The sequence below is a fragment of the Streptomyces sp. CT34 genome (assembly GCF_000805335.1).
Taxonomy (GTDB): Bacteria; Actinomycetota; Actinomycetes; order Streptomycetales; family Streptomycetaceae; genus Streptomyces.
Genome location: NZ_KN708638.1, coordinates 3,312,560 through 3,339,007, shown reverse-complemented (window position 1 = coordinate 3,339,007; position 26,448 = coordinate 3,312,560). Strand labels below are relative to the sequence as shown.

The window sequence follows — 26,448 nt, the reverse complement described above, 5'->3', positions numbered from 1 at the left end:
GGCGAAGAGGGGCGGGCCGCCGCCGTACGCCGGGATCCGCCCCGGCTGCTCAGCCACTCGTCTGTCGTCTACTCGTCTACATCGTCGCGAAGGCCGCCACCAGCAGCGCCGCCCCCAGCAACCCCATCAGCCACGCCGTACGGCGCAGCCGGATCCCGCCCGCCACGACGAGCGACGCCAGCAGCAGGGACCCGCCGAACGGCACCCAGGCGTGCAGCACACCGCCCGCCCCGGTCCGCACCGCCCGCGTGGAATCCGGCCGCAGCGCCACCGCGACCCGCTCGCCCTTCTTCACCGCCGCCTGCGCGATCGACACCTGCCGCCGCCGCCCGCCCGCCTCGACCGGGACGAACGGCCCCGTGCAGCGGTCCGCGGCACACGCCGCCACCGTCATCGTGCCGCGCTCCCGCCCCTTGGCGAGCATCGCGTACCGCGCCGTCCCCCACGACGTCCACACCCCCGCGACCAGCAGGAGCAGCGCCAGCAGCGCCATCACCGCGGTCCGGGCGACGATGAGCATCCCGAAGGCACTCTCGCCGAACCGCCGGGTACGACTGCGTTTGCTGCGGTTGACCGAACCGGTCCGCCTGCTGCGTGGGGGCATGGCGGCGATCCTTGGTCATACCGCCGCGCCCGGTCAACCTCCGCCGGACCATTCGTCAGGCCCTGCCCCGCACTGCCCCATTCACGAGTTGTACGTGCTCTGCGCCCGTTCCAGCCCCTCCAGGATCAGCGCCTCCACCGCGTCCGCCGCCCGGTCCACGAAGTAATCCAGTTCCTTGCGCTCGGCCGACGAGAAATCCTTCAGCACGAAATCCGCCACCGGCATCCGGCCGGGCGGACGGCCGATCCCGAACCGCACCCGGTGGTAATCCGCACCCAGCGACTTCGTGATCGACTTCAGGCCGTTGTGCCCGTTGTCCCCGCCGCCCAGCTTCAGCCGCAGGGCACCGTAATCGATGTCCAACTCGTCATGCACCGCAATGATGTTGGCGACCGGGACCTTGTAGAAATCCCGCAGCGCGGTCGTCGGCCCGCCCGAGAGGTTCATGAACGACATCGGCTTGGCGACCACCACCCGGCGGCTCGACGGCCCCGGCGGGCCGATACGCCCCTCGACGACCTGCGCCCGCGCCTTGTGCGCCTTGAAACGCCCGCCCGTCCGCTCCGCGAGCAGATCCGCCACCATGAAACCCACATTGTGGCGATTGGCCGCGTACTCCGTCCCCGGATTTCCCAGCCCCACAATGAGCCAAGGGCACTCTGCGCCCGCCATCTCCGCCATTTCCGTGTCTCCTTGAAAGCAGTCAACCGCCGCCCCGCGCCAGAGCACGGGACAGCGGTTGAAAGAGTATTCCGGAAATTCCGGAACGTGCGATCAGGCGGCCTCGCCCTCCGCCTCGGCCGGGGCCTCGGCCTGCGCCGAGACGACCTGGAGCACCACGGCGTCGTCCTCAACGGCCAGCGAGACACCGGCCGGCAGCACGATGTCCTTCGCCAGCACCGCGTTGCCGGCCTCCAGGCCCGCGATGGAGACCGTCACCGACTCCGGGATGTGGGTGGCCTCGGCCTCGACGGGCAGGGTGTTCAGCACGTGCTCCAGCAGGTTGCCGCCCGGCGCCAGGTCGCCCTCGGTCTGGATCGGGAGCTCGACGGCGACCTTCTCGCCCTTCTTGACGGCCAGGAAGTCCACGTGGACCAGGAAGCGGCGGATGGCCTCGCGCTGCACGGCCTTGGGGATGACCAGCTCGCTCTTGCCGTCGACGTCCAGACGGATCAGGGCGTTGGGGGTCTTCAGGGCCATCATCAGCGCGTGGCTGTCGACGGCGACGTGCTGCGGCTCGGCACCGTGACCGTAAACGACACCCGGAACCTTGGCCTCGCGGCGAAGACGGCGGGCGGCGCCCTTGCCGAAATCGGCACGGGCCTCGGCGGTGAGCTTGACCTCAGCCATGACTGCACTCCTCGTATCTCAGAAACATCTGCGGGGCGTCACCCGGCCCACGACAGACCTGCTACGAAGAGCGCGTCGATAACGGACAGCCACCGCACAAAAGGGCGGCCTCCCTCGCCGAGCAACTCGATGAGTCTACCCGGCGGGCAGGCCGCCCCAAAATGGATCTCCGGAGCCCCCGCTGCGGGCCGGGGCCCGCACCGGATCACCGGATCCGGCTCACTGCTCCTCGAAGAGGCTCGTCACCGAGCCGTCCTCGAACACCTCGCGGATCGCCCGCGCGATCGTCGGCGCCATCGACAGCACCGTGATCTTGTCCAGCTCCAGCTCCGAAGGCGTCGGCAGCGTGTTCGTGAACACGAACTCGCTCACCTTCGAGTTCTTCAGCCGGTCCGCCGCCGGACCGGACAGCACACCGTGCGTCGCCGTCACGATGACGTCCGCCGCACCGTTGGCGAACAGCGCGTCCGCCGCGGCGCAGATCGTGCCACCGGTGTCGATCATGTCGTCGACCAGTACGCACACCCGGTCCCGTACATCGCCGACGACCTCGTGGACGGTGACCTGGTTCGCCACGTCCTTGTCGCGCCGCTTGTGCACGATCGCCAGCGGCGCGCCCAGCCGGTCGCACCAGCGGTCCGCGACCCGCACCCGGCCCGCGTCCGGGGACACCACGGTCAGCTTCGAGCGGTCGACCTTCGCACCGACGTAGTCCGCCAGGACCGGCAGCGCGAACAGGTGGTCCACCGGGCCGTCGAAGAAGCCCATGATCTGGTCCGTGTGCAGATCGACCGTCACCACGCGGTCGGCACCCGCGGTCTTCATCAGATCCGCGATCAGCCGCGCCGAGATCGGCTCCCGGCCGCGGTGCTTCTTGTCCTGGCGCGCGTACCCGTAGAACGGACAGACCACGGTGATGCTCCGGGCCGAGGCCCGCTTCAGCGCATCGATCATGATCAGCTGTTCCATGATCCACTTGTTGATCGGAGCCGTGTGGCTCTGGATCAGAAAGCAGTCCGCGCCGCGCGCCGACTCCTGATAGCGAACGTAGATCTCGCCATTCGCGAAGTCGAAAGCCTTCGTCGGGACCAGGCCCACACCCAGCTGGTGCGCGACCTCCTCGGCAAGCTCGGGGTGGGCGCGGCCGGAGAAGAGCATCAGCTTCTTCTCGCCGGTCGTCTTGATCCCGGTCACAGCAAATCTCCTTGCATCACAGTTTGCGTGCGCTCATCACGGTACGCCCCGCACGGCGTACCCGTCGGCACAGTCACCGCTCGCCCTCGGACTTGGCATCCGAGTCCTGACCGGACTCCTGGCGAGCAGCCGAGGCGGCCTGCGCGGCGGCGCTCCCGGGTCGCTTGCGCGCGACCCAGCCCTCGATGTTGCGCTGTTGGCCGCGCGCGACCGCCAGCGAACCCGGGGGCACATCCTTGGTAATGACCGAACCGGCGGCGGTGTACGCGCCGTCCCCGATCGTGACGGGCGCCACGAACATGTTGTCCGAGCCCGTCTTGCAGTGTGAACCGACCGTCGTGTGGTGCTTTGCCTCACCGTCGTAGTTCACGAACACGCTCGCCGCACCGATGTTGGTGTACTCGCCGATCGTCGCGTCTCCCACGTACGACAGATGCGGCACCTTGGTGCCCTCGCCGATCTGCGAGTTCTTCATCTCGACGAACGTCCCGGCCTTCGCCTTCGAGGCCAGCACCGTCCCCGGCCGCAGATACGCGTACGGACCCACCGAAGCGCCGGGCCCGACCTCCGCGCCGTCCGCCACCGTGAAGGAGACCGACGCGCCCGCGCCGACCCGGGTGTCGGTCAGCCGCGACTGCGGACCGACCTCGGCACCCGCACCGACATGCGTGGCCCCCAGGAGCTGCGTCCCGGGCTGCACCGTCGCGTCCTGCTCGAACGACACCGTCACATCCACCCACGTCGTGGCCGGATCGACCACCGTGACGCCGGCCAGCATCGCCCGCTCCAGCAGCCGCGCGTTCAGCAGCCGGCGGGCCTCCGCCAGCTGCACCCGGTTGTTGATCCCCAGGATCTCCCGGTGGTCCGCCGCCACCGCGGCGCCGACCCGGTGCCCGGCCTCGCGCAGGATCCCCAGCACATCGGTGAGGTACTCCTCGCCCTGGCTGTTGTCCGTACGCACCTTGCCCAGCGCGTCGACCAACAGCCGCGCGTCGAAGGCGAACACCCCGGAGTTGATCTCCCGGATCGCCCGCTGCGCCGGGCTCGCGTCCTTGTGCTCGACGATCGCGGTCACCGCGCCGGAGACCTCGTCCCGCACGATCCGCCCGTAGCCCGTGGAGTCCGGGACCTCGGCGGTCAGCACGGTGACGGCGTTCCCGTCCGACGCGTGTGTGTCGCTCAGCTTCCGCAGCGTCTCGCCGGTCAACAGCGGGGTGTCGCCGCACACCACGACGACCGTGCCGTCGAGGGCGGCACCGCTGCCGCGCAGCTCGTCCAGCGCCGTGCGCACGGCGTGCCCGGTGCCGTTCTGCTCGTGCTGGACGGCGGTGCGGACGGCGGGGTCCACCTCGGCGAGGTGCTGCCGCACCTGCTCGCGGGCGTGGCCGACGACCACGACGAGGTGCTCGGGGTCCAGTTCACGGGATGCGGCGACGACGTGTCCGACGAGGGAGCGTCCGCAGATCGCGTGCAGGACCTTGGGGGTCGCCGACTTCATGCGGGTTCCCTCACCCGCTGCGAGAACGACGACGGCGGCCGGGCGGTTGGCGCTCACGGAGATGCCCTTCGGCTTCTTGGCTACTTCGGGTGGTGGTCACCGGAAGGATACCGGGGCGTTTTGCGGGCGAAACGAGGGCGGGTCCTGACCGAGTGGTCAGGACCCGAACCGTGCCGTTGCCGGCGTGTGCTCCCCCGCCAGGACTCGAACCCGGACATAAGGCACCAAAAGCCTCAGTGCTGCCAATTACACCACAGGGGATGGAAATGCGATTCAGACCGGACATTGCGTCGGGCTGATCGCTTGGCACCCACCACTATGCCGTACCACCGGCCTCCGGCGCGACGATATGGGGCGGCGCCATGCGGATCGCGCCTGACGGGGCGGCCGTTGCCTCCCTTTCCCGGCCTTCCCGTCCTTACCGGCCTTCCCGGCTTTCTCGGCTTTTCTCGGCGTTTCCCGGAGTTCTCACCTCCCGGAGTCCCCGCGGATGTGGATGCGGTGGGCGGTGGAAATGCGAACGATTCAGCGGTTCACGGGATATCTGGTCGTAACGGTTTGTAATGGGCCAGACCTGTGTCCGTGCACGGAACCTGGGAACGGACGGCGGCGCCCGTACGCTGGTCGGTATGACCGCAACGGGGGCAAGTGAGAACGTGGCCGCGCGAGGCAGGCCGGGGGGCGGTCCCTGGTGGTGGGCGCGGCGCCGCAGTGCGGTGCTGGACGTGCTGCTGGCCGTGGCGTCCACGGTGGAGTGCACGGCGGAGGGGATCCCGTTCGCGCACACGGTGGGGGTACCCGAGCCGCTCGGGATGCTGCTCGGCCTGGTGGCCGGGCCGGTGCTGCTGCTGCGCCGGCGGTGGCCGGTCGTGGTGGTGCTGGTCTCGATAGCCGTGATGCCCGCCCAGATGGGCGGGCTGCTGAGCGTGGTGGGGCTCTACACACTCGCCGCGTCGGACCTGCCGCGCCGGATCACCGGGCTGCTGGCCGGGATGACGGTGGTGGGGACGCTGGTGACGACGTTCCTCGGCATGCGGCAGGACGTGGCCGCGGACCACCACTTCAATCCGCCGGAGTGGTTCGTGCCGGCGATGTCGCTGGCGGTGGGGCTGGTCCTGACGGCCCCGCCGGTGCTGTGGGGCCTGTACATCGGCGCCCGGCGGCGGCTGGTGGAGAGTCTGCGGGAGCGGGCGGACGGTCTGGAGCGCGAGCTGTCGCTGCTCGCGGACCGCGCCGAGGAGCGGGCCGAGTGGGCCCGTAACGAGGAACGCACCCGGATCGCGCGGGAGATGCACGACGTGGTCGCGCACCGGGTGAGCCTGATGGTGGTGCACGCGGCGGCGCTCCAGGCGGTGGCGCTCAAGGACCCCCGGAAGGCGGCGAAGAACGCGGCGCTGGTCGGGGACATGGGGCGGCAGGCGCTGACCGAGCTGCGGGAGATGCTGGGGGTGCTGCGGACGGCCGAGGGGGCGGCGGTCCGGGGCGCCGCCGGGTCGGACGAGCCGGCGCGGCTGGTGGCGGTGGCGTCGCAGGCGGTGCGGCCGGCGCCGGCGGACGCGGCCGGTTCGGCCGCCGCGGCGCCGGGCGAGCCGGAGGGGGACGGGCCCTGCCTGGCGGAGCTGGGGGACCTGGTGGGGCAGTCCCGGGCGGCCGGGATGACGGTGGAGCTCTCGGTGGACGGCGCCGCCGGCGATGCGCAGGACGGCACCGGGGCCGCGGACGGCGGTGGCGGGCGCCGGTATGCGGCGCGGGTCGAGCAGACCGTCTACCGGGTGGTGCAGGAAGCGCTGACGAATGTGCACAAGCACGCGCCGGGCGCGCGGGCGCGGGTGCGGCTGGCGCACCGGGCCGGCGAGGTGGCGGTGCAGGTGGAGAACGGCCCGTCGGAGCGCGGGGCGACGGACGCCGGGCTGCCGAGCGGGGGCAACGGCCTGGTGGGGATGCGGGAGCGGGTGACGGCGCTGGGCGGCGTCTTCGTCTCGGGCCCGACGGACGCGGGGGGCTTCCGGGTGTCGGCGGTGGTGCCGGTGGCCGGTGCGGGCTCCGGGGCCGCGGCCGGGTGAGACGGACGGCGGCGTGACCGGCCGAGCGGGAGCCTCCGTCCCCGGCCCGGACTCCGTGCGCCGCCCGCTGCGCTGCTGCGGCTCGTCGCCTCGGTCCGCTCAGTCCGCTCAGTCCGCTCAGTCCGCCGCGACGGTCAGCCGGCTCGGACGGGTGCCCAGGACGAGGGTGCTCAGGGCCTGGTCGAGGTCCGGGCCCAGGTACCAGTCGCCGGTGTGGTCGAGGCTGTAGACGCGGCCCTCGGTGTCGATGGCGAGGGCGGCCTGGGGGTGGGTGGTGCCGCGGGTGGTCTTGGTGTCGGGGAGTTCTTCCCGGCCGAGGGGGGCCACGTCGGTGCCGAGGGCGCGACCGAGGTCGCCGAGGGTGCGGGCGAGGTGCAGGCCGTGCAGCGGGTCGATGGCGAAGGGGGTGGGCGCGATGTGCCGGCCGGGGCCCGGCCCGGTGATGCGCAGGCCGCCGAACTCTGCCCAGGCTTCGACGGCGGCGGCGAAGACGGTGTGACGGTGGCCGGCGGGGGAGGCGTGGGCGCGGAGCGTGTCGGCCCACTCCTCGGCCTGCTTTATGTCCCAGCGGCCGGGCTGCCAGCCGGCGTCCTGGAGCGCGACGTCCACGGCGGCGGGGAAGCGGGTGGACCCGGTGCGCTCGTGGGCCGGGGTGCGCGGCGCGGGGGTGGGCGGCATGGTGGCGGTCAGCTCCCTTGGGGCGTCGACGCCCCGATGGGCATGACGCCGAAGTGGGCGAGGAGGGCGTCGCAGGAGCGGCAGGGCGGTGCGTAGTTGCCGTGCTCGGGGTCGCCGTCCTCGCGGATATGGCGTGCGGTGATCTTGGAGTGTTTCAGGGAGCGGCGGGCCTCGCCGTTGGTGAGGGGCTTGCGGGAGGCCCGTTTGCCGCGGTTGGCCTCGACGGCGGTGAGGTGCCGGGAGAGCAGGACGGCCTCGGGACAGCGCCCGGTGAAGCGGTAGCGCCGGTCGGTGGCGAGGGTGTCCAGGAAGTCCTGTACGAGGGGGTGCAGGGTGGGGGGCTGTTCCGCCTTGCTGGCCGTACCGGTGAGGGTCTGTCCGCGTACCGACAGGGCGGCGCCGATGGTGGGGAGGATGCCGTCGCGGCGGTGGCGCAGGACCGGGGCGCGGTCGGTGTCGGCGGTGCCGCTCCAGCCGATGCGGGGGTCGCCGGTGGCGCGGGGGTCGCCGGAGGTCGAGCCGGTGGTCGATGTGTGGTGTGCGGTGGTGCTCATGGTGGTGCTTCCCTCCCTGCAATCCCCCTGGTTGCGGAGTCAGACTGCCAAATGTGCTGGGCATTGCGGTAGTCGGGCACGCTGTCAGGGATGTCACTGGGCTGTGACGGTTCGTCGGATGCCCGGTAACGGGGCTGGTGGGCGGGGTGCCGCTGGGCGGTGCCGGGGTGGCGGGGTGCCGGGTGACGCGGGGGTGTCACGGGGCTGACGTGGGTGGGCGGGGGCGGTTGGGGGTGTCGCCGCGCCGCGGCGCCGTCGAGGGGCGGTGGCCGGGCGACGGGCGGGCGTTGCGGTACCACATAGGCTGTGCCCCAAAGCCAGCTTCAGCCAGGGGGCAACCGCGATGACGACAGGTCGGCAAGGGCTGGGGGCGCATCCCGGCCTCCAGGCCGGAGGACGTCCCGTGCCACCGAACTCGGCCTATGCCGGGCAGGTCGTGCATTTCCCGGATCCGGTGCGGGCCGCGCGCTATCCGGCCGGGGTGCGGATGGACGGGCACGGTTTCCCGGACTTCTCGCCGTACGCCCGGGCGGCGGCCGAGATCGCGGAGCCTCCGGAGGGCTTCGGCGTCGACGAACTGCGGCTGACGGACTACGTGTCGGCGAACGCGGCGCTGCACGCACAGGGCCACGAGCTGTGGATAGACGTGCCCGCGGTGGCCACGCCGCACGGCTGGACCTGGCATCACGTGGCGGGCACCCGGCGGATGGAGCTGATCCCGGTCGAGGTGAAGGCGCTGCTGCGGCACCACGCGGGGCTGGCGACGGCGGCGGTGGCGCACGACAAGCGGGGCACCCGGCCGTTGCAGGAGACCCGGCCGGTGCACTTCGGGCTGCCGCGCCGCGACCTGTCGGTGCCCGAGGAGCAGCTGGCGCAGGCCGAGGAGGCGCTGGGCTACCGGCTGCCGGGCGCCTACCGGTCGTTCCTGAAAGCGGCGGGCGGCTGCGCGCCGGTGGGCGCGGCGCTCGACGCGGAGCTGGGACTGCTGGTCGACCAGCCGTTCTTCACGGTGCGGGACGACGCGGCGCTGAACGACCTGGTCTATGTCAACAAGTGCCTGCGCGACCACTTCACCAAGGACTATCTGGGAGTGGCGTTCGCGCAGGGCGGGGTGGTGGCGGTGAAGGTGCGCGGCGAGGCGCCGGGCTCGGTGTGGTTCTGCCCCTACGACGACGCCCGGGACGAGAACGGCCTGACGGTGCAGGAGCGGGTGGCGCGGCTGCTGCTGCCCTGCGGTGCGGATTTCGACGAGTTCCTGGGACGGCTGGCGGGCAATCCGCCGGAGCTGGAGACGGTGGCGAACCTGATGGTGGACGGCGGCTTCGCGTACGCCGTACCGGTGGGGGGCTGATCGCGGTGGTGACATTCGCGCAGGCGCAGGAGCGTGCGGAGCAGTGGGTGAACGGCGATGTGCCGCCACCGCTCCAACGCGAGGTGCGGGTACGGGAGTTCGACCTGGGCTTTGTGGCCTGGGCGGAGGACCGCGAGGGCGGCCCGGGGGTCGACGGTGGCCGCAGCCGGCTGGTCATAGCCCGGGACAGCGGGGAGACGACGCTGTGGCCGGGGCTGCCGGTCGGCGAGGTGATCCGCCGGTACGAGGAGGAGTACGGCTCGCCGGTCGACGGCGGGCGCGCGGCGGAGGCGCCGCCGCAGCGGATCGATCTGGAGGCCACGTCGTTCCTGTTGACGCCGCCCGAGTGGCTCCAGGAGGCGGCGGACGCGATCGGGATCGGCGGACGCAAGAGCAGCACGGGCACGGATACGGGCACGAGCACGGCCGACGCGGACGGTGGGGCCGGCGGGGCCGGCGCGCAGGCCGAGCCGGCATCCGGCTCCGGGGCCGGCTCCGACGCCGACTCCGTTACGGGTTCCGGTTCGGGTGCCGGTGCCGATGCTGCTTCCGCCTCCGCTGCCGGGCCGGCCGCCGCGGACGCCTGGGCCGAGGTGAACGTGAACGACGCCGAGGCGCCCCCCGCGCCCTCCTCCCCGTCCCCTTCCTCTCCTTCCTCTTCCCCAACTCCTTCCCCCGCCGCGCCCGGTGCGGTCGGTGCGTCCGGTGCGTCCGGTGCTGCCTCCGGCGGGGAGACGCCGTGGGCCGCCGCGGACACCACCTCCGACGACGACGGCGAGGACCGGTCGGTGGGGCTGCCCCAGACGGTGTTCGCGCCGCCGCTCGCCGGTCTCGACGCGGCGGGTGACACCCCGTCGGAGCCGCGGGCCCGGCCCGACGCGAAGACCGAACTGCTGTACGGCGGCAGCCAGTTGCCGCGTACGCAGGTGGCGCCCCCGCCGGGTTCCCCGGACGGCGGTCAGCCGGGTCCGGACGGGCCCGGTGGACCGCCCGCGGCTCCGCCGGTGCCGTCGGCGCCGCCCCAGATGCCGCCCGCGCCGCCCGGGGCGATGCCCCCGCCCCCGCCGCCGGGTCCGTCCGTGCCGCCGCCGGGGCTGCCGGACCTGCCGCCGCCGTCCGGGGCGCCGGTCGCCGAGGTCCCGCCGCCGCCCGGTGTGATGCCGCCGTCGGCGCCGCTGCCGCCCCCCGTGCCCCCGGCACCGCCGTACTCGGGCGGGGCGCACGGCGCGGCGACGATGCCGGCCGACGGCGCGTCGGTGCCCGGTGACGCCGGGGGCCCGCCGCCGCCTCCCGGCGCGCCCGGTGTTCCCGGGGAGGGCCGGGCCGGTGGACCGGACCCGGAGGCGGTCGCGGCCGAGGCGACGCAGAAGGCGGACGCGCGCCCCGGTGACGGCCCGGCGCCCTCCGGCCCCGGTGCGCCCGGTGCGCCGGCCGGCGGTTACGTACCCACCCAGCTGGTGTCCCAACTGGACGCGGCGGACCTGGACTTGAGCGCGGTCGACGGGCCTTCGGACGGCGGTGCGGCCGGTGGACCGGGTGCTTCCGGTACGGCCGGTCCCGGTGCGGGCGGTCCCGGAGGCGGGGTGCACGCCGCCGCGACGATGCTGGCCGACGGCGCGGCGTTGCAGGGCGGCATGCCCGGCGCCGGCCCGGCGAACGGTCCGGGCGCCGGCGGTCCCGGCGTGCCGCCACCGCCCGCGCCTCCCGGTGCGCTCGGCGCGCCCAGGCCTCCGGGGGCGCCGGGCAAGCCCGGTGCGTCCGCGGGCGGCCGGGGCGCCGGCGGCCAGGGCGGCCCGCCTCCGCCGCCGCCCCCGCCGGGCAACGCCGGCGGTGGTGTGCACGCCGCGGCGACCATGCTCGCGAGCGGCGCCGCGCTGCCGGGTCCGGGTGGCCCCGGTGGCCCCGGTGGTCCGGGCGGTCCCGGTGTCCCCGGTGGTCCGGGCGGTCCCGGTGTCCCCGGCATGCCGCCGTCCGCCGGTCCCGGCGTCCCGCCGCCGGGCGCTCCGGTGGCCCCTCCGGACCTGCCCGGTCCCGCCCCGGCCGGCGCCGGCCGGTACCCCCAGCCGGGCCCGCCCGGCGCACCCGGCCCCGGTGGTCCCGGAGTTACCGGTACCGGCGGTCCCGGCGCGCCCGGTGCGTACGGCTATCCGCAGGCGCCCAGCGGTCAACCGACCGTCGGCCCCGGCTACATGGCCGTGCTGAGCTACCGCGCACCGGACGGCTCCGAGCAGAAGATCGTGCGCCGCTCGGCGCCCGGTACGCCGCACCCGGAGTGGCAGCTGCTGCACGAGCTGCGCGCGATGAACGTGCCGCCGCAGCAGGTGGTGGAGCTGCACACCGAGCTGGAGTGCTGCGATCTGCCCGGTGGCTACTGCGCCCGGATGATCCGGGAGACCTGGCCGCAGGTGCGGATCAGCCACACCGCCGCGTACGGCCGGGACCACGCCTCGCGGCAGCAGGGCGTGCGCCATCTCGTGGAGCACCAGGGCGAGTTGCACCAGGTCGCGGACGGTCCGGCGCGGCCGGCGCCGGTCCGGGCGCCGCTGCCGCACCCGTCGCAGGTGCAGCCGGCGATGCCGGTGCCGCCGCCGGCGATCGGGCAGGAGCTCGAGCAGGCGTTCGGCCCGCAGGGGATCTTCCACTTCGACCAGCGGGCGGTCTCCCGGCAGGGCGTACCGGACGTCGTGGCGCAGATGCTGGTGTGGGCCGGGCTGCCGGTCGACTTCGGGCCGTTCTTCTGGGCGCAGGCGCAGCCGGGCCGCCCGGTGCCGACGCTGGCGGAACTGGCCGCGGAACGCGGTGTGCAGCCGGCGCCGGACGCGGGCTCGTACCTGGTCATGGGCAACGACTTCGGCCGTCAGCTGTGCGTCCAGTACGGGACCGCGAACGTCGTCGCGGTCCCGCTGGAGGCCGGGCCCGGCGGGCAGCCGGTGGCACCGCAGTTCGTGAACACCGGGCTGCCGGAGTTCGTGCGCTGCCTGGCGATGCTGGGGCGGATGTGGCGGCTGCGCTACGGGCTGACGCCGGAGCAGGCGGGCCGCTGGACGGTCGACTTCCAGGCACAGCTGGTGGCGCTGGACCCGCCGGCACTGGGATCGCCGGAGACCTGGTGGTCGGTCCTGCTGGAGCAGATGTGGGACGGCCTGTTGTAGGCCCTCTCGTCTTGTAGGCCCTCCTCGTCAAACCAGGCCGGCGGCCGGGCCGGCTGATCCGGCGCGGCACACGACGGGGGCGCGGACGGCTCGGCCGTCCGCGCCCCCGCTTTCCGTCGCGCGCGGTGCGGCGCGCCGCCGCGCCGCGCCGCACCGCGCGCTTCCCGTGACATCCGACCGTGTCAGGTCGTTGACAGTCGGCACCCCCCTCGCGGGCGAAGATCCAATTCTGGCTTCTGCCGGACATGCCGCATCCTTGTGGGAGGGAATGGGCGGAGTGTCGTAATGGAGCCGCTTCGGGCCTATCCAGAAAGATGTGCGCGGGACTGTCCGGAGGAATGCGGGTCCGCGCGACTGCTGTGCGCAGCGGAGAGGGGCTTGAGGGATGAGTACTTCGGTTTCGCCTCACGGGTTCGAGACCGTACGAGGACGCGGCTACCGCCCTGAGGACGTGGACCGCCGTGTCGAGGGGCTCTCCATCGACCGGGACTCCTGCTGGGAGCGGGCCGCACGGCTGACGCACCTGTGCAACGAGATGGAGAACGAACTCGCCGAGCTGCGCGCCTACGTGGCGCAGCTGCCGGAGCAGACCTACGAGGAACTCGGCGACCAGGCCCGGCTGATCCTGACGACCGCGGAGTCCGAGGCGGCCCGGCTGCGGTCCGAGGCCGACGCCGCCGCGGAGCGGATGCGCGACGATGCCGCCGCGTTCGGGCATCGGACGCAGACCGCGGCGGACAAGGCGTCGCAGCGGCTGCGCGCGGAGGCGTCGGAGGACGCGCGCAGTATCGAGGAGGCGGCGTGCGACGAGGCGTCGGCGCTGGTGGCCGCGGCGGTCAAGGACGCCGAGCAGCTGCGGTCCGAGGCGTCCGCGGGGCTGGTGGAGATGCGCCGCCGCACGGCGCAGCTGCTGCGCGACCAGGAGGCGCGGCAGAACGAGGAATGGGACGGCCTGGAGCGCGAACTGACCAGCCTGGCGGCCGAGATGGACCTGCGCGTCGCCGAGCTGGACGCGCACGGGGAGGCCGTCGTCACCGAGCGCCGGCGGCTGACCGCGGAGACCGAGGAGTCGGCCCGGCACCGCCAGGAGGACGCCGAGGCACGGGCCGCGGAGCTGCTGGCGCAGGCGCGGGTCGACGCGGAGCGGATCGAGCGGGCCACCGAGCGGATCGTGCGGGAGCACGACGAGGAGCGTGAGGAGGTCCGGACCCATATGGCACATGTGCGCAACAGCCTGGCGGCGCTCACCGGCAAGGACCCGGGGGACTTCGCCGCGATGGGCGCGGACGCCGGTCCCGCGGTCGGTGCCGCCGCCCCCGGTGGCGATCCGGACAACGAGGAGACGGTGGAGACCCAGCGGCCCCGCATCGAGCGCGGCGGCGGCCGGTAGCCCAGGCGGACCCCGGCCCTGACCCGTCGGACCGTCCCGCCCCCTCGGGCAGCCGCGTCACCAACCTGCCCGAACAACGCACCTGGGCCCTGTCGTCGAACTCCCGCCTGCCGGGCGACGCCCTGCACGCGCCCCCACCCTCGAACCGGCCTCGCACGGCTCGGGCGGGGGGACCCCCTTCGCCGCACCGGGCAACGACCCCAGTACTCCAGTACGGGGGCCGTCGCCCGGCACGCCGAGAGCACGCACCGGACGCCGCCCGGCCCACCCTTCGGGCGGACGACGGGAGTTCGACGACAGGGCCTAGCTGTTCGGGGCGGCAGGCGCGGCAGGCGTGGCCGCGTCCGTGGGGCTCGTGCCCGTACGGGCATCCGCGTGGACGGGGAAGCGGTGCGGCGCCAGCAGGAGCACGGCGAGCAGGGCGAGCGCGGCGGCAGCGGCGGCGCCCAGGTAGACGTGGTGGACGGTGGTGTCGACGGCGCGGCGCAGGTAGTCGGCGGTGCGGGCGGTGAGCGCACCGGCGTGCTCCAGGGCGTGCGAGACCGCGTCGAGGTCGTGCGGCAGACCGGTGCGGATGGCCGAAGGGGCGTGCGCGAGGCGGTCGTTGAGGGTGGCGTTGGCGATGGCGCCGAAGAGCGCGGCGCCGATGGACTGGCCGACCTGGCGGCAGAAGAGGATCGAGGCGGTGGCGGTGCCGCGCTCCGCGTAGCCGACCGAGGACTGGACGCCGATGATCAGCGGGAGCTGGAAGAGGCCCAGCGCGGCACCGAGCGCCAGCATGAGCAGCGCGGGCTGCCAGGCGGCGCCCCGGTAGGGGAGCAGCGGGAAGGCCAGCAGGATCAGGCCGGTGGCGGCCATGCCGAGGAGCGCGCAGTTCCGGATGCCGGTGCGGGTGTAGACCCGGCTGCTGAAGGCGGCGGATATCGGCCAGCTCACGGTCATCACGGAGAGCACGAAGCCGGCGGGTATCGGGCCGAGGCCGAGGACCGTCTGGGCGTAGGTGGGCAGGAAGGTGGTGGGGGCGACCATCAGGAGGCCCAGGGCACCGAGGGCGAGGTTGACCGCGGAGATGGTGCGGCGGCGCCAGACCCAGCCGGGGATGATCGGCTCGGCGGCGCGGCGTTCGATGACGACGGTGCCCGCGGCGCACAGCGCGCTGCCGGCGAGCAGCAGCAGGGACGGCGCGGAGAGCCAGGGCCAGGCGGTGCCGCCCTGGACGAGGGCGGTCAGCAGCAGTCCGCCGCAGGCGAAGATGGCGAGCGCGCCGGGCCAGTCGACGCGGGGGCGCTGCCCGGCGGCGGTGCGGGCCCGTTCGCTGTCGTGGAAGTGCCGGACGATCAGCCAGAGGGCGAGCGCGCCCACGGGCAGGTTGACCAGGAAGATCCAGCGCCAGTCGCCGTACGCGGCGAGCAGCCCGCCCAGCCCCGGCCCGGCGACGGACGAGGCGGCCCAGACGCTGGAGAGCCTGGCCTGGATCTTGGGGCGTTCCTTCATCGGGTAGAGGTCGGCGGCGATGGTCTGCACGGTGCCCTGGAGGGCGCCGCCGCCCAGGCCCTGGAGGACCCGGAAGGCGATGAGGGAGGCCATGTTCCAGGCGCCGGCGCAGGCCAGGGAACCGAGGAGGAAGAGGGCGATACCGGTGACGAGGATGGGCTTGCGGCCGTAGGTGTCGGAGAGCTTGCCGTAGACGGGGAGGGTGACGGTGACGGCGAGCAGGTAGCCGGAGAAGAGCCAGGAGAAGACGGCGAAGCCGCCGAGGTCGCCGACGATCTGGGGGATGGCGGTGGCGATGATCGTCGAGTCGAGGGCGGCGAGCGCCATGCCGAGCATGAGGGCGGCGACCACGGGGCCGCGCCGCGAGGTGGCCGGGCCGGTGGCGCCCGGCCCGCCCGGTCGCTGGTTCCCGGCGCCGTTCCGGCCGGCGCTGTGGCTGTCCTGGGTGATGCGGCTCACCGGGCCCCTCCTGGCGTGGTGCGTGGCGCGGCCGGCACCCGCCCGACCGCCCTGTCCTGTGCGCCCGACCCACTACGTGTAGTCGGCATGATTCTGCCGACACCCTTCCACGCACCGGCGCCGGGCGGAACGGGGTTTCTCGAAGGGTGGGACGGGCCGGCGGCCCGATCCGGCGGTCGGTTGTCAGTGGGCGCGCGTAAGGTTGGCAACCCTGGTCCGTGCGCGCCCGTCGGCGCTGCCGAGGGAGTGTCGGACCGGTCGCGTTGTTCGCCTCGCTGGGACGGAATCTTTTTCATGAGCCTGACTGGTCTGCTCGACGCCGTCGTACGGGACCCGGCGCTCGCCGAAGCGGTCAAGGCCGCGGCCGACGGACACCGGCCGCACGTGGACCTGGTCGGCCCGCCGGCCGCCCGCCCGTTCGCGGTGGCCGCTCTCGCCCGGCAGGCCGGCCGCCCGGTGCTGGCGGTGACGGCCACCGGCCGGGAGGCCGAGGACCTGGCCGCCGCGCTGCGCTCGCTGATGCCGGCCGGCGAGGACAACGCGGTCGTCGAGTTCCCCTCCTGGGAGACGCTGCCGCACGAGCGCCTCTCGCCGCGCTCGGACACCGTCGGCCGCCGGCTGGCGGTGCTGCGCCGGCTCGCCCACCCGCAGGCGGACGACCCGACGGCGGGCCCGGTCTCGGTCGTCGTCGCGCCGATCCGCTCGGTGCTCCAGCCGCAGGTCAAGGGGCTGGGCGAGCTGGAGCCGGTCAGCCTGCGCACGGGGCGGACCGCCGATCTGGAGGAGGTCGTCGACGGACTGGCGGCGGCTGCCTACGCACGCGTCGAACTGGTCGAGAAGCGCGGCGAGTTCGCGGTCCGCGGCGGCATCCTGGACGTCTTCCCGCCCACGGAGGAGCACCCCCTGCGGGTGGAGTTCTGGGGCGACGACGTCGAGGAGATCCGCTATTTCAAGGTCGCCGACCAGCGGTCCCTGGAGGTCGCCGAGCACGGGCTGTGGGCGCCGCCGTGCCGCGAGCTGCTGCTGACCGACGAGGTGCGGGCGCGGGCCGCGCACCTCGCCGAGCAGCACCCGGAGCTGGGCGAGCTGCTCGGCAAGATCGCCGAGGGGATCGCCGTCGAGGGCATGGAGTCCCTGGCGCCCGTCCTCGTGGACGACATGGAGCTGTTGCTGGACGTCCTCCCGAAGGGCAGCATGGCGGTGGTCTGCGACCCGGAGCGGGTGCGCACCCGGGCCGCCGACCTGGTCGCCACCAGCCAGGAGTTCCTCCAGGCGTCCTGGGCGGCAACCGCGGGCGGGGGTTCGGCCCCGATCGACGTGGGCGCCGCGTCCCTGTGGGGCATCGCGGACGTCCGCGACCGGGCCCGCGAGCTGGGCATGCCGTGGTGGTCGGTGTCTCCGTTCGCCGCCGGCGACGAGGAAGACGCCGACGGGGACACCCTCAAGCTGGGGATGCACGCGCCGGAGACGTATCGGGGCGACACCCAGCGGGCGCTGGCCGACACCAAGCAGTGGCTCGCGGACGGCTGGCGCACGGTGTTCGTCACCGAGGCCCACGGCCCCGCGGCCCGTACGGTCGAGGTGCTGGGCGGTGAGGGCATCGCCGCCCGCCTGGAGGCCGACCTGGGCGAGATCGAGCCGTCCGTCGTGCATGTGGCCTGCGGTTCGATCGACAACGGCTTCATCGACCCGGGCCTGAAGGTCGCGGTGCTCACCGAGACCGATCTGTCCGGCCAGAAGGCCGCCGGCAAGGACGCGGCCCGGATGCCGGCCCGCCGCCGCAAGCAGATCGACCCGCTCACCCTCCAGGCCGGCGACTTCATCGTCCACGAGCAGCACGGCGTCGGCCGCTACATCGAAATGGTGCAGCGCACGGTCCAGGGCGCCACCCGCGAATATCTCCTGGTCGAGTACGCCCCCGCCAAGCGCGGCCAGCCCGGCGACCGGCTCTACATCCCCACCGACCAGCTGGAGCAGGTCACCAAGTACGTGGGCGGCGAGGCCCCGACGCTGCACCGGCTCGGCGGCGCCGACTGGACGAAGACCAAGGCGCGCGCCAAGAAGGCCGTCAAGGAGATCGCCGCCGACCTGATCAAGCTGTATTCGGCGCGGATGGCGGCGCCCGGCCACACCTTCGGCCCGGACACCCCCTGGCAGCGCGAGCTGGAGGACGCGTTCCCGTACGCCGAGACGCCCGACCAGCTGACGACCATCGCCGAGGTCAAGGAGGACATGGAGAAGTCCGTCCCCATGGACCGGCTCATCTGCGGCGACGTCGGCTACGGCAAGACCGAGATCGCGGTCCGGGCCGCCTTCAAGGCCGTCCAGGACGGCAAGCAGGTGGCCGTGCTGGTCCCCACCACCCTCCTCGTCCAGCAGCACTACGGCACGTTCACCGAGCGGTACGGCCAGTTCCCGGTCAACGTCAAGGCGCTCTCCCGCTTCCAGACCGACACCGAGGCGAAGGCGACGCTGGAGGGCCTGCGGGACGGCGCCGTCGACATCGTCATCGGCACCCACCGCCTCTTCTCCTCCGAGACCAGGTTCAAGGACCTCGGCCTGGTCATCGTCGACGAGGAGCAGCGCTTCGGCGTCGAGCACAAGGAGCAGCTGAAGAAGCTCCGCGCCAACGTCGACGTGCTGACCATGTCCGCGACCCCCATCCCCCGCACCCTGGAGATGGCGGTCACCGGCATCCGCGAGATGTCCACGATCACCACGCCCCCCGAGGAGCGGCACCCGGTCCTCACCTTCGTCGGCCCCTACGAGCAGAAGCAGATCGGCGCCGCCATCCGCCGCGAACTCCTGCGCGAGGGCCAGGTCTTCTACATCCACAACCGCGTCGAGTCCATCGACCGCGCGGCGGCCCGGCTCCGCGAGATCGTGCCCGAGGCGCGCATCCAGACCGCCCACGGTCAGATGGGCGAGTCGCAGCTGGAGCAGGTCGTGGTCGACTTCTGGGAGAAGAAGTTCGACGTTCTGGTCTCCACGACCATCGTGGAATCCGGTATCGACATCTCCAACGCCAACACCCTGATCGTCGAGCGCGGCGACAACTTCGGCCTCTCCCAGCTCCACCAGCTGCGCGGCCGGGTGGGCCGCGGTCGCGAGCGCGGCTACGCCTACTTCCTCTACCCGCCGGAGAAGCCGCTCACCGAGACCGCCCACGAGCGGCTGGCGACCATCGCCCAGCACACCGAGATGGGCGCGGGCATGTACGTCGCCATGAAGGACCTCGAAATCCGCGGCGCGGGCAACCTGTTGGGCGGCGAGCAGTCCGGCCATATCGCCGGCGTCGGCTTCGATCTCTACGTACGGATGGTGGGCGAGGCGGTCGCCGACTACCGCGCGTCCCTGGAGGGCGGCGCGGAGGAGGAGCCCCCACTGGAGGTCAAGATCGAACTCCCGGTGGACGCGCATGTCCCGCACGACTACGCCCCCGGCGAGCGGCTGCGCCTCCAGGCGTACCGCGCCATCGCCTCGGCGAACTCCGAGGAGGACATCGCGGCGGTCCGCGAGGAGCTGACCGACCGCTACGGCAAGCTGCCCGAGCCGGTCGAGAACCTCCTCCTGGTCGCCGGCCTGCGGATGCTGGCCCGCGCCTGCGGCGTCTCGGACATCACCCTCCAGGGCTCCAACATCCGCTTCGGCCCGGTGGAGTTGCGCGAATCCCAGGAGCTCCGCCTCAAGCGCCTCTACCCCCGTACGGTCCTCAAGCCGGCCACCCGCCAGATCCTGGTGCCGCGCCCGACGACCGGCAAGATCGGCGGCAAGCCGTTGGTGGGGCGCGAACTGCTGTCGTGGGTGGGGGAGTTCCTGACGACCGTTTTGGGATGACTCCCACGTTGCCGGCTGGGGGTGCGCCCCATGTTGCCGGCTTCCCCGCCGCGGGGGTGCGGGTGCGTTTTCCCCGCCTTCGGCGGGAGCGGGCGGGGTCGGTGGCCGGTTTCCGCCTTCGGCGGGAGGGTGTTCGGGGTGGGGCCCCTGGTGTGTGGTGGGTGCCGGGTGCGGGGCCTCCGGGGTGGGTGTTCGGACTGCTTCGCTTTACGTCCGAACACCCACCCCTCCGGCCCCACACCCTCCCGCCGGACTCGTGGGTCCCCACCCCTGGGGGAAGAGGGAGCGGCCCTGGGTGCTCACGCCCAACCCGCGCTTCTGGTCGGGGGGTTCACCACGACGGCCCGGAAACCGTTCCCCCACCGGGCGGGGGCGCGCGTCTCTGGCGGGAGGGGGCGGGCCGGAGGGGGTGGGTTTCCGGGCTTTGCTTCCGAAGGCCCGAACAAGAGCAAAGGCGGAGCGAAGCGGAGCGTAAAGCGAAGCAGTCCGGAAACCCACCCCCGGAGGACCGACCCCGCCACCCACCACACACCGAGCCCCCCCGCCCACCCCCCCCTCCGCCGAAGGCGGAGAACGGCGGCAACCCCCACGGCGGGTAATCCGACAACGTGGGGGCGATACCGTCAGCGCACCGGCGCGGACGTTCGCTTGAGGACGACGATGTCCGCGGCCGTGCCCAGCGGGACGTAGGTGGACTTCGGGTGCCGCGCGGCCACTTCGGCCAGGGCCTGTTCGGGCGTGTGGTTGTCGTGCAGCTCGGTGGCGACGTAGTCGGGCGCCAGACCGCCCGTGTCGCCGGTCCAGTAGACGCGGGCGCGGCCGGTGAGGTGGCTGATCGGGCGGACGTCGGACTCCACGGTCGCGCCGTCCGGTATCCGGTCGAGCAGCCGCTCGGCGGCGGCCACGCCCGGGGGCTTGCGGTAGGTGGCGGCCTCGGTCAGCCGGGCCAGCGGGAGGCTGGTGGTCAGCGCCAGCGCGGCGGCCAGTACGGCGGCCGGCAGATGGTGTGCGTACGAGCGCAGCCACGGGCGGGCGGAGGCGCGGGCGCGCGGCAGGGCGTCGACCAGGGCGAGGAAGACGACGGGCATCAGGACGGCGTTGTAGTGCCAGTCGATGCCCCAGTAGTGCGGGTCGTGGGAGAGGAAGCGCCAGCCGAGCGTCGGCAGCGCGACCAGGAGGAGCGGGGAGCGGAGGGCGAGCAGCCCGGTGGTGGGGAGCAGCACCCACAGCACGGTGCGGAGCGCGACGTCGACCGGGACGGCGGGGGAGGCGCCGCCGTGCGGGCCGAGTTTGCTCCAGTAGTCGTAGGAGCCGGAGCCGTTGAAGCCGGGGATGATCAGGCCGAGGGTGATGGCGGTGGCGGTGATGCCGAACGCGACCAGTGCGATGGGCAGCGGGCTCGCGCGCCGGGTGCGGAGCAGTGCCAGCGCGCCGATGGCGGCGGCGGTGACGCCCAGGTCCTCCTTGACCAGTACCAGCGGCGCGGCCCACAACACCGCCGCGTTCCAACGGCCGCGCAGCACCGCTTCGAGGGCGAAGGCGATCATCGGCATCGCGAACGCTATCTCGTGGAAGTCGAAGTCGACGGCTTTCTGTATGCCCCAGGACAGGCCGTAGGCGGCGCCGATGGCCAGGCCCGGCCGGCGGCCGAGGTGGCGGGCGGCGGCGCGGGTCACCGGCACCGCGGACAGCGCGAACAGCGCGGCCTGCGCGGTGAGCAGGGTCAGCGGTGAGGGGAGGAGGCGGTAGATGGGGGCGAGCAGGACCAGGATGGGGCTGAAGTGGTCGCCGAGGATGTTGGTGTCGGGTCCCTTGAGGTCGACGATCGGCGCCCCGAGGTGGGCGTAGCCCCGTATCGCCTGCTCGAAGATGCCCAGGTCCCAGGACACGTCGGACAGGGAGCGGAAGCGGCAGTACGAGAGCGTGGCGAACGCGAGGAAGCACAGCCCGGCGATCCAGTACGGGTCGAGGCGCGGCGCCCGGAGGGCGGCCAGCCGGGCCGCGCTCGGACGGGCCGGGGACGCGGTGGCCGGAGTGGCGGTGCCGCGCGCCGGGCCGATGCGGTCGCCCGCCGCCGGTGCTGCGGCCGTGTCCATGGGGGTCCTCACTCTCGCTTTCCGAAAACTTACTCGAATGGATGTATGGGGTGGTCCGGGGGCTGCCGGGCGGTCCGCGTCCTGTTCACCTGTCCCGGATCGCCATTGCCACGCGTGGGAACAGTGGAGCGGACCGCGCCGTCCGCCGCTCCGTGGCCCGGCCACCGCACGACCTCCGCGCCGCTCCCCCTCGCCGCGCGTCGGTGACTCAGACGTCGGGGCGCGCCGGTCCGTTCCCGCGGACGGGCCGGGACCGGGGCGGATCGGGACCGCGGGCGGATCGGTCCGCGTCAGGGAGGTGTGTGCCAGGGGGCGGCGCCTCGGCGGCGGTCGCGCCCGGCCCCACCCGGAGAACCGAGCCCCCGCGCGGATCGTTGGCCGAAGCAGTGGCCCTGAGCCACGCCGACTCCATAGCATCGACCCTCGAGGTCGAGTCTCCGTCCGTTCCGTCGTCGCACGATCTGCCGGGAGGCCAAGTGTTCCGCCGTAGGACAGCGCTCTCCGTTTCCGCCGCCGCCGCTCTGCTGGCCGCGACCCCGCTGCTCGCCGCCTGCGGCACCGACGCGCATCCCGGTGCCGCCGCCATCGTCGACGGAAAGCGGATCACCGTCGCGCAGCTCCAGTCCAGGGTGAAGGACATCCGCGCCGCGCAGGCCAAGTCCCCGCAGGGCGAGCAGCTGGTCACGAACACCGGGCGGCTCAGCCTGGCCACCCTCAACGGCATGATCTTCGACGAGGTGCTGGCGCGGGCCGCGAAGGACGCCGGGGTGACGGTCACCCGCGCCGAGATCCAGCGGTGGCGGACGACGGCGGAGCAGCACTCCGGCGGCGCGGAGCGCCTGAAGCTGATGTGGCTCCAGCAGGGCATCGCGCCCGACGAGATCGATGCGATGGTCCGCAACCAGCTGCTGATGGACGGTCTGGCCCGGCACCTCGGCGCGGACCGCAACCTTCCGCAGGGCCAGCAGAAGCTCGCCCAGGTGCTGTCCACGACATCCCGGGCGATGGGGGTCGACGTCAATCCGCGGTTCGGCAAGTGGGACGACCAGCAGGTCATCCTCGGCGAGACCAAGGACCCGTGGATCATCCCGGCGGCGCCACAACAGCAGCAGGTCTAGCGCCTGCCCCCTGGGGAGGGGGCGGGCACCGGCGTCTCTGTCACCCCCTTGCGTTACGTTCGAAGCGTGAACGCTGACGCCACCTCCGCCGCCGACGCCGGCGCCGAGCCCCACCCCCAGGGCGCCGGCACCGGCCGCCTGGTCCTGCTCACGACCAGCCACCGGGTCGCCCCCGGACTGCTGTCCTGGCCCGCGTGGCAGATCGTGCGGGCCGCCGAGCGGGTGCTCTGCGCCGACCCGGACCATCCGCAGCTGCCCTACCTACGGGAGGCCGGCGTCACTGTCGAGATCGCCGCCCCCACCGCCCGCGAACTGGTCGACTACTGCTCCCCCGTAGCCTCAACGGCACGGGAGGTCCCCCCATCCGGCGCCCGTACGGCCGTGGTCATCACCTCCGCCGACGGCGAGAGCGCGCTGACCGACGGCCTGGCCCGGCTCGCCGGATCCGGCCGCGAGACCATGCCCGACCTGGAACTGCTCCCTGGTTCCTACGACCTCCCCGGCGCCCGGCTGCTCGACCTCGTCCAGGTCATGGACCAGATCCGCGCCGAGTGCCCCTGGAGCGGCATCCGCACCCACCGCGACCTGGCCAAGTACGCCATCGAGGAGGCGTACGAGCTGGTCGAGGCCATCGAGGAGGGCGACCGCGAGGCGCTGCGCGAGGAACTGGGCGATGTGCTCCTCCAGGTCGTCTTCCACGCCCGGATCGCCCAGGACGACCCCGACGAGCCGTTCTCGGTCGACGACGTGGCCGGCACCATCGTCGAGAAGCTGCTCCGCCGCCACCCGCACGTCTTCGGCGCCGAGACCGCCCAGACCCCCGAGGACGTCAAGGCCCACTGGCTCCGCACCAAGGCCGAGGAGAAGCAGCGCGAGTCCGTCACCGAGGGCATCCCGCTCGCCCAGCCCGGCCTCGCCCTGGCGGCCAAGCTCGCCTCCCGGGTCCGCACCGCGGGCCTGAACGTCCCGACCCCCTCGGGCCCGGGCATCGGCTACGAACTGCTCTCCCTCGCCGTCCGCGCCGAGTCCGAGGGCGTCGACCCGGAGGCCGCACTCCGGGCGGCGGCCCGGACGTATCGGGATGCGGTGGTGGCGGCCGAAAGCCGCTGAAGGGCGCGTTGGTTAAGTACCGTTGGGGGAGCGGTAGATGAGGGGGCGCGGGTGGAAAATGAGCAGCCACGGCGGTCGGAGAACGTCATCTCCGGTGGCAGCCTGGGCAGCGTGGTGCAGGCCGAAACCATCGGCGCGGTGACCCTGCACCCGGGCGGCTTCCCCGGGGCCATTCCTGACCCAGCGGGCTGGCCCTTGGCCGGGGACGTGGACCCCATCGCGCTGGGCGTGCGCCCCACCCACCGCGTGGGCGGGTATCCGCCCTTGCCTCCCTACGTCATCCGCGACCGCGATACCGAGCTGAACTCCACGGTCACGCAGGCCCGTTTGCGCGGTGGTCTGATGCTGCTGCTCGGTGAACCGTTCACCGGCAAGTCGCGCAGCGCGCTGGAGGCGATGGCCGGAGAGCTCGCGGACTTCCGGACGTTCGCGCCGGCACGAGGCACGGATCTGCGCGGACTGCCGGCCCTGTTGCAGGGCCGCCCGGACCGCTACGTCCTCTGGCTCGACGACCTGGACGGGTATCTCGGTGACGGCGACGGCGGGCTGGAGCCGCGTCTGCTGGCCCAGTTGACCGCGCTGCGGGTCGTCGTGATCGCGACGATGCGCGAGGACGCGTACGACGCGTGCCGCAACGAGCCGCGCGGCCGTGTCCTCGACCTCGCGCACACCGTCGAGTTGGGGCGGGAGTGGAGCCCGGCGGAACGGCAACGGCTCGCCACGACGGCGGAACACACGGCCGACCCCCGGCTGCTCGACGCGGTCGCGTCCAGCGGCCCCGAAGGCGCCCCCGCCTACCTCACCCTCTCCCCCCTCCTCTGGGACGAGTGGTGGCGCGCCCGCCGCGCCGACCGGCACCCGCGCGGCCACGCCCTGGTCCGCGCCGCCCTGGACCTCGCCCGCTGCGGGCTCACCGGCCCCCTCCCCATGGACCTCCTCCTCAAGGTCCACGAGGGCTATGCGGACGTGACCGGGATGGACCGCGAGTCGATCGAGGACGCCCGTGCCTGGGCGGTCGAGCGCCGCCACGGGCTGCTGCGGCTGCTCGACCGCGTCACGGGCGACACCTGGCGGGCCGCGCCGTTCCTCGTCGAGACGGCGGCCCGGCGCGACGAACTGCCCGCCGTGGACGGCCAAGTGTGGGGCTGTGCCTTGGAGGCGGCCCGGACAGACGAGGCGTACGACTACGGGGAGGTCGCAGCGGAAGCGCGCGCCGCGTTTGAGCGCGCCGCGGAGGCGGGGGACAGCTCCGCCCTGCACAACCTCGGCGTCCTCTCGGAATCACTGGGGGAGGAGGCCGAGGCTGAGCAGTGGTTCCGGCGGGCCGCAGAAACCGGGCAGACACAGTCGGCGGGGCGGCTCGGCTGGATGCTCGCCGAGCGGGGCGACGGCAAGGCCGCCGAGCCGTACTTGGAGAGCGCTGCCGAGGCCGGAGACGCGGAGGCGGCGACACTGCTGGGGAAGCTGCTGCGGGCGCGGGCCGAGCACTGGTTGACGGTGGGGCGGAAAGGCGGCAGCGCGGAGGCGGCGTACATACTCGGCGATCTGTTGTTCGGCAGGCGCGATGAAGACGGCGCCATCGACAGCTATCTAGAGGCGGAGCGTGCCGGGTACGCGCCGGTCGCGGCAGGCGTGGCTGCCGCGAACCTGTTGTGGAACGAGCAGGAGTCCGCCAGGGTATGGCTGCGACGGGCTATGGACGCGGGCGATGCGTGGGCCGCCGAGGTGCTCAAGCACCACTCCACGCGCTCGGAGTCCGTGGGCGATGCGGCGGAGAACTTCCGGGACGGCGCCGACGAGGGCCGTGCGATGCACGCCACCAATCTCGGAGTACTCCTCGAAACGCATAACGGTGCCGAAGGGGCCAGGGACTGGTACCTCAAGGGGTACGAAATGGGCGACGCCTACGGTGCGTTCCGCCTCGCCGAGCTGCACAAGAAGGACGGTGACGAGGCTGAAGCCGCGGCCTGGTACCGCAAGGCCGCGGCCCTGGGCCACCCCGTGCCCGATCAGAGCAAGTGATCCGCTCTGCGACCGTCGTCGTCGCCGTCCGTGTCGTCGTACGGGGCCACGGGCAACCGGTCGCCCCGACTCACCGCCACCCGGCGCACATTGGCGAGCGATGTGGTCAAGTCGGCCGCGAGTAGGTGGATTTCACCTGGCGTCCACGTCCGAGTGCGAAGGACGCGACCGGCCTCCTCGATGAGTTCGGCCGCCGAGTCGAGCTGCGCCGCCTCGACCCGGTCGGCCATGCGGGAGACGTATCCGGCCCCGTCGCTCGCGAGGAGATAGCACGGCTTCCCTTCCGGACTGGTCCATGGCAGAAGCCGCCCGCCGTCCATGAGCCGTCGATTAGGGTCGGTCATGTCGTCAACCTCCGTGGGGTTGGTGGCCACGCCCTCGGGCCGGTGCACCCCGGTCGCGAGGGTTCTGCGTTTCTTCACGCTGTGTGGTCGTTCCCTCACAGAGTCGGGCCTGTGCTGGCTACGCTGCTAGTGGG

General features: G+C 73.2%; 18 protein-coding genes and 1 tRNA gene. 8 read left to right on the top strand and 11 right to left on the bottom strand.

The features are described 5' to 3' along the window. Positions 1-76: 76 nt before the first annotated feature. The 6 genes from RZ84_RS14490 to RZ84_RS14465 form a co-directional block, all read right to left on the bottom strand. A complete protein-coding gene (locus RZ84_RS14490) occupies positions 77-604 on the bottom strand; it encodes a hypothetical protein (RefSeq protein WP_043264673.1) in 528 nt (175 codons plus the stop codon). An 81-nt stretch (positions 605-685) separates the two neighbouring features. Next, positions 686-1,285, bottom strand: a complete 600-nt coding sequence (gene pth / locus RZ84_RS14485) for an aminoacyl-tRNA hydrolase (protein ID WP_043264672.1) — start codon at positions 1,283-1,285, stop codon at positions 686-688. A gap of 93 nt (positions 1,286-1,378) precedes the next feature. Next, positions 1,379-1,954 (bottom strand): 50S ribosomal protein L25/general stress protein Ctc, encoded by a 576-nt coding sequence (locus RZ84_RS14480; RefSeq protein ID WP_043264671.1) that lies wholly within the window; start codon positions 1,952-1,954, stop codon positions 1,379-1,381. Positions 1,955-2,173: 219 nt separating this feature from the next. Further along, positions 2,174-3,148: a ribose-phosphate diphosphokinase gene (locus RZ84_RS14475; RefSeq protein ID WP_043264670.1), complete on the bottom strand. Its 975-nt coding sequence runs from the start codon at positions 3,146-3,148 to the stop codon at positions 2,174-2,176. Positions 3,149-3,221: 73 nt separating this feature from the next. Further along, on the bottom strand, positions 3,222-4,703 hold the full coding sequence (glmU, locus tag RZ84_RS14470) for a bifunctional UDP-N-acetylglucosamine diphosphorylase/glucosamine-1-phosphate N-acetyltransferase GlmU (protein WP_078893755.1): 1,482 nt from the start codon (positions 4,701-4,703) through the stop codon (positions 3,222-3,224). Between the two features lie 132 nt (positions 4,704-4,835). Beyond that, positions 4,836-4,907: transfer RNA gene (locus RZ84_RS14465), tRNA-Gln, on the bottom strand. 368 nt (positions 4,908-5,275) lie between these two features. On the opposite strand from RZ84_RS14465, the gene RZ84_RS14460 reads away from it, so the two are divergent. Continuing rightward, complete coding sequence (locus tag RZ84_RS14460) at positions 5,276-6,709, top strand: sensor histidine kinase (protein WP_078894634.1); 1,434 nt, start codon at positions 5,276-5,278, stop codon at positions 6,707-6,709. Between the two features lie 117 nt (positions 6,710-6,826). Here the strand turns inward: RZ84_RS14460 and RZ84_RS14455 are convergent, their stop codons facing one another. After that, the gene (locus RZ84_RS14455; RefSeq protein WP_043264667.1) at positions 6,827-7,387 is read right to left on the bottom strand and encodes an SUKH-3 domain-containing protein; all 561 of its coding nucleotides are present in this window, start codon (positions 7,385-7,387) and stop codon (positions 6,827-6,829) included. Positions 7,388-7,395: 8 nt separating this feature from the next. Next, positions 7,396-7,941 carry a YwqJ-related putative deaminase gene (locus tag RZ84_RS14450; RefSeq protein WP_043264666.1) on the bottom strand — a complete coding sequence of 182 codons (546 nt, stop codon included), beginning with the start codon at positions 7,939-7,941 and terminating at the stop codon, positions 7,396-7,398. 343 nt (positions 7,942-8,284) lie between these two features. On the opposite strand from RZ84_RS14450, the gene RZ84_RS14445 reads away from it, so the two are divergent. The 3 genes from RZ84_RS14445 to RZ84_RS14435 all read left to right on the top strand — a co-directional run bounded on the left by RZ84_RS14445 (position 8,285) and on the right by RZ84_RS14435 (position 13,834). Beyond that, the gene (locus RZ84_RS14445; RefSeq protein WP_043264665.1) at positions 8,285-9,292 is read left to right on the top strand and encodes an HNH endonuclease; all 1,008 of its coding nucleotides are present in this window, start codon (positions 8,285-8,287) and stop codon (positions 9,290-9,292) included. A 5-nt stretch (positions 9,293-9,297) separates the two neighbouring features. After that, positions 9,298-12,444: an SUKH-4 family immunity protein gene (locus tag RZ84_RS14440; protein ID WP_043264664.1), complete on the top strand. Its 3,147-nt coding sequence runs from the start codon at positions 9,298-9,300 to the stop codon at positions 12,442-12,444. A 385-nt stretch (positions 12,445-12,829) separates the two neighbouring features. Next, positions 12,830-13,834: a coiled-coil domain-containing protein gene (locus RZ84_RS14435; protein ID WP_347232754.1), complete on the top strand. Its 1,005-nt coding sequence runs from the start codon at positions 12,830-12,832 to the stop codon at positions 13,832-13,834. 303 nt (positions 13,835-14,137) lie between these two features. On the opposite strand, the gene RZ84_RS14430 is transcribed toward RZ84_RS14435, so the two are convergent. Further along, a complete protein-coding gene (locus RZ84_RS14430; protein ID WP_198540142.1) occupies positions 14,138-15,664 on the bottom strand; it encodes an MFS transporter in 1,527 nt (508 codons plus the stop codon). Between the two features lie 417 nt (positions 15,665-16,081). On the opposite strand from RZ84_RS14430, the gene mfd reads away from it, so the two are divergent. Next, on the top strand, positions 16,082-19,624 hold the full coding sequence (mfd, locus tag RZ84_RS14425) for a transcription-repair coupling factor (protein WP_043264662.1): 3,543 nt from the start codon (positions 16,082-16,084) through the stop codon (positions 19,622-19,624). A gap of 623 nt (positions 19,625-20,247) precedes the next feature. Here the strand turns inward: mfd and RZ84_RS14420 are convergent. After that, positions 20,248-21,720 (bottom strand): DUF2079 domain-containing protein, encoded by a 1,473-nt coding sequence (locus RZ84_RS14420; protein WP_043264661.1) that lies wholly within the window; start codon positions 21,718-21,720, stop codon positions 20,248-20,250. A 476-nt stretch (positions 21,721-22,196) separates the two neighbouring features. Here RZ84_RS14420 and RZ84_RS14415 point away from each other — a divergent pair, with 476 nt between their 5' ends. The 3 genes from RZ84_RS14415 to RZ84_RS14405 all read left to right on the top strand — a co-directional run bounded on the left by RZ84_RS14415 (position 22,197) and on the right by RZ84_RS14405 (position 25,970). Beyond that, positions 22,197-22,838: a SurA N-terminal domain-containing protein gene (locus RZ84_RS14415; protein WP_043264660.1), complete on the top strand. Its 642-nt coding sequence runs from the start codon at positions 22,197-22,199 to the stop codon at positions 22,836-22,838. Between the two features lie 66 nt (positions 22,839-22,904). Beyond that, complete coding sequence (locus tag RZ84_RS14410) at positions 22,905-23,948, top strand: nucleoside triphosphate pyrophosphohydrolase (protein WP_043264659.1); 1,044 nt, start codon at positions 22,905-22,907, stop codon at positions 23,946-23,948. A 51-nt stretch (positions 23,949-23,999) separates the two neighbouring features. Beyond that, positions 24,000-25,970 (top strand): SEL1-like repeat protein, encoded by a 1,971-nt coding sequence (locus tag RZ84_RS14405; RefSeq protein WP_198539988.1) that lies wholly within the window; start codon positions 24,000-24,002, stop codon positions 25,968-25,970. Here RZ84_RS14405 and RZ84_RS14400 read toward each other — a convergent pair. Then, the gene (locus RZ84_RS14400) at positions 25,958-26,314 is read right to left on the bottom strand and encodes a hypothetical protein (RefSeq protein WP_052230485.1); all 357 of its coding nucleotides are present in this window, start codon (positions 26,312-26,314) and stop codon (positions 25,958-25,960) included. The genes RZ84_RS14405 and RZ84_RS14400 overlap by 13 nt on opposite strands. Positions 26,315-26,448 lie beyond the last annotated feature (134 nt).

Coding starts and splice junctions, on each gene's coding strand:
- RZ84_RS14435 (WP_347232754.1), top strand. CDS start 12,830: ATGAGTACTTCGGTTTCGCCTCACGGGTTCGAGACCGTACGAGGACGC.
- RZ84_RS14420 (WP_043264661.1), bottom strand. CDS start 21,720: ATGGACACGGCCGCAGCACCGGCGGCGGGCGACCGCATCGGCCCGGCG.
- RZ84_RS14450 (WP_043264666.1), bottom strand. CDS start 7,941: ATGAGCACCACCGCACACCACACATCGACCACCGGCTCGACCTCCGGC.
- RZ84_RS14400 (WP_052230485.1), bottom strand. CDS start 26,314: ATGACCGACCCTAATCGACGGCTCATGGACGGCGGGCGGCTTCTGCCA.
- RZ84_RS14460 (WP_078894634.1), top strand. CDS start 5,276: ATGACCGCAACGGGGGCAAGTGAGAACGTGGCCGCGCGAGGCAGGCCG.
- pth (WP_043264672.1), bottom strand. CDS start 1,285: ATGGCGGAGATGGCGGGCGCAGAGTGCCCTTGGCTCATTGTGGGGCTG.
- RZ84_RS14430 (WP_198540142.1), bottom strand. CDS start 15,664: ATGCTCGGCATGGCGCTCGCCGCCCTCGACTCGACGATCATCGCCACC.
- mfd (WP_043264662.1), top strand. CDS start 16,082: ATGAGCCTGACTGGTCTGCTCGACGCCGTCGTACGGGACCCGGCGCTC.
- RZ84_RS14455 (WP_043264667.1), bottom strand. CDS start 7,387: ATGCCGCCCACCCCCGCGCCGCGCACCCCGGCCCACGAGCGCACCGGG.
- RZ84_RS14445 (WP_043264665.1), top strand. CDS start 8,285: ATGACGACAGGTCGGCAAGGGCTGGGGGCGCATCCCGGCCTCCAGGCC.
- RZ84_RS14480 (WP_043264671.1), bottom strand. CDS start 1,954: ATGGCTGAGGTCAAGCTCACCGCCGAGGCCCGTGCCGATTTCGGCAAG.
- RZ84_RS14490 (WP_043264673.1), bottom strand. CDS start 604: ATGCCCCCACGCAGCAGGCGGACCGGTTCGGTCAACCGCAGCAAACGC.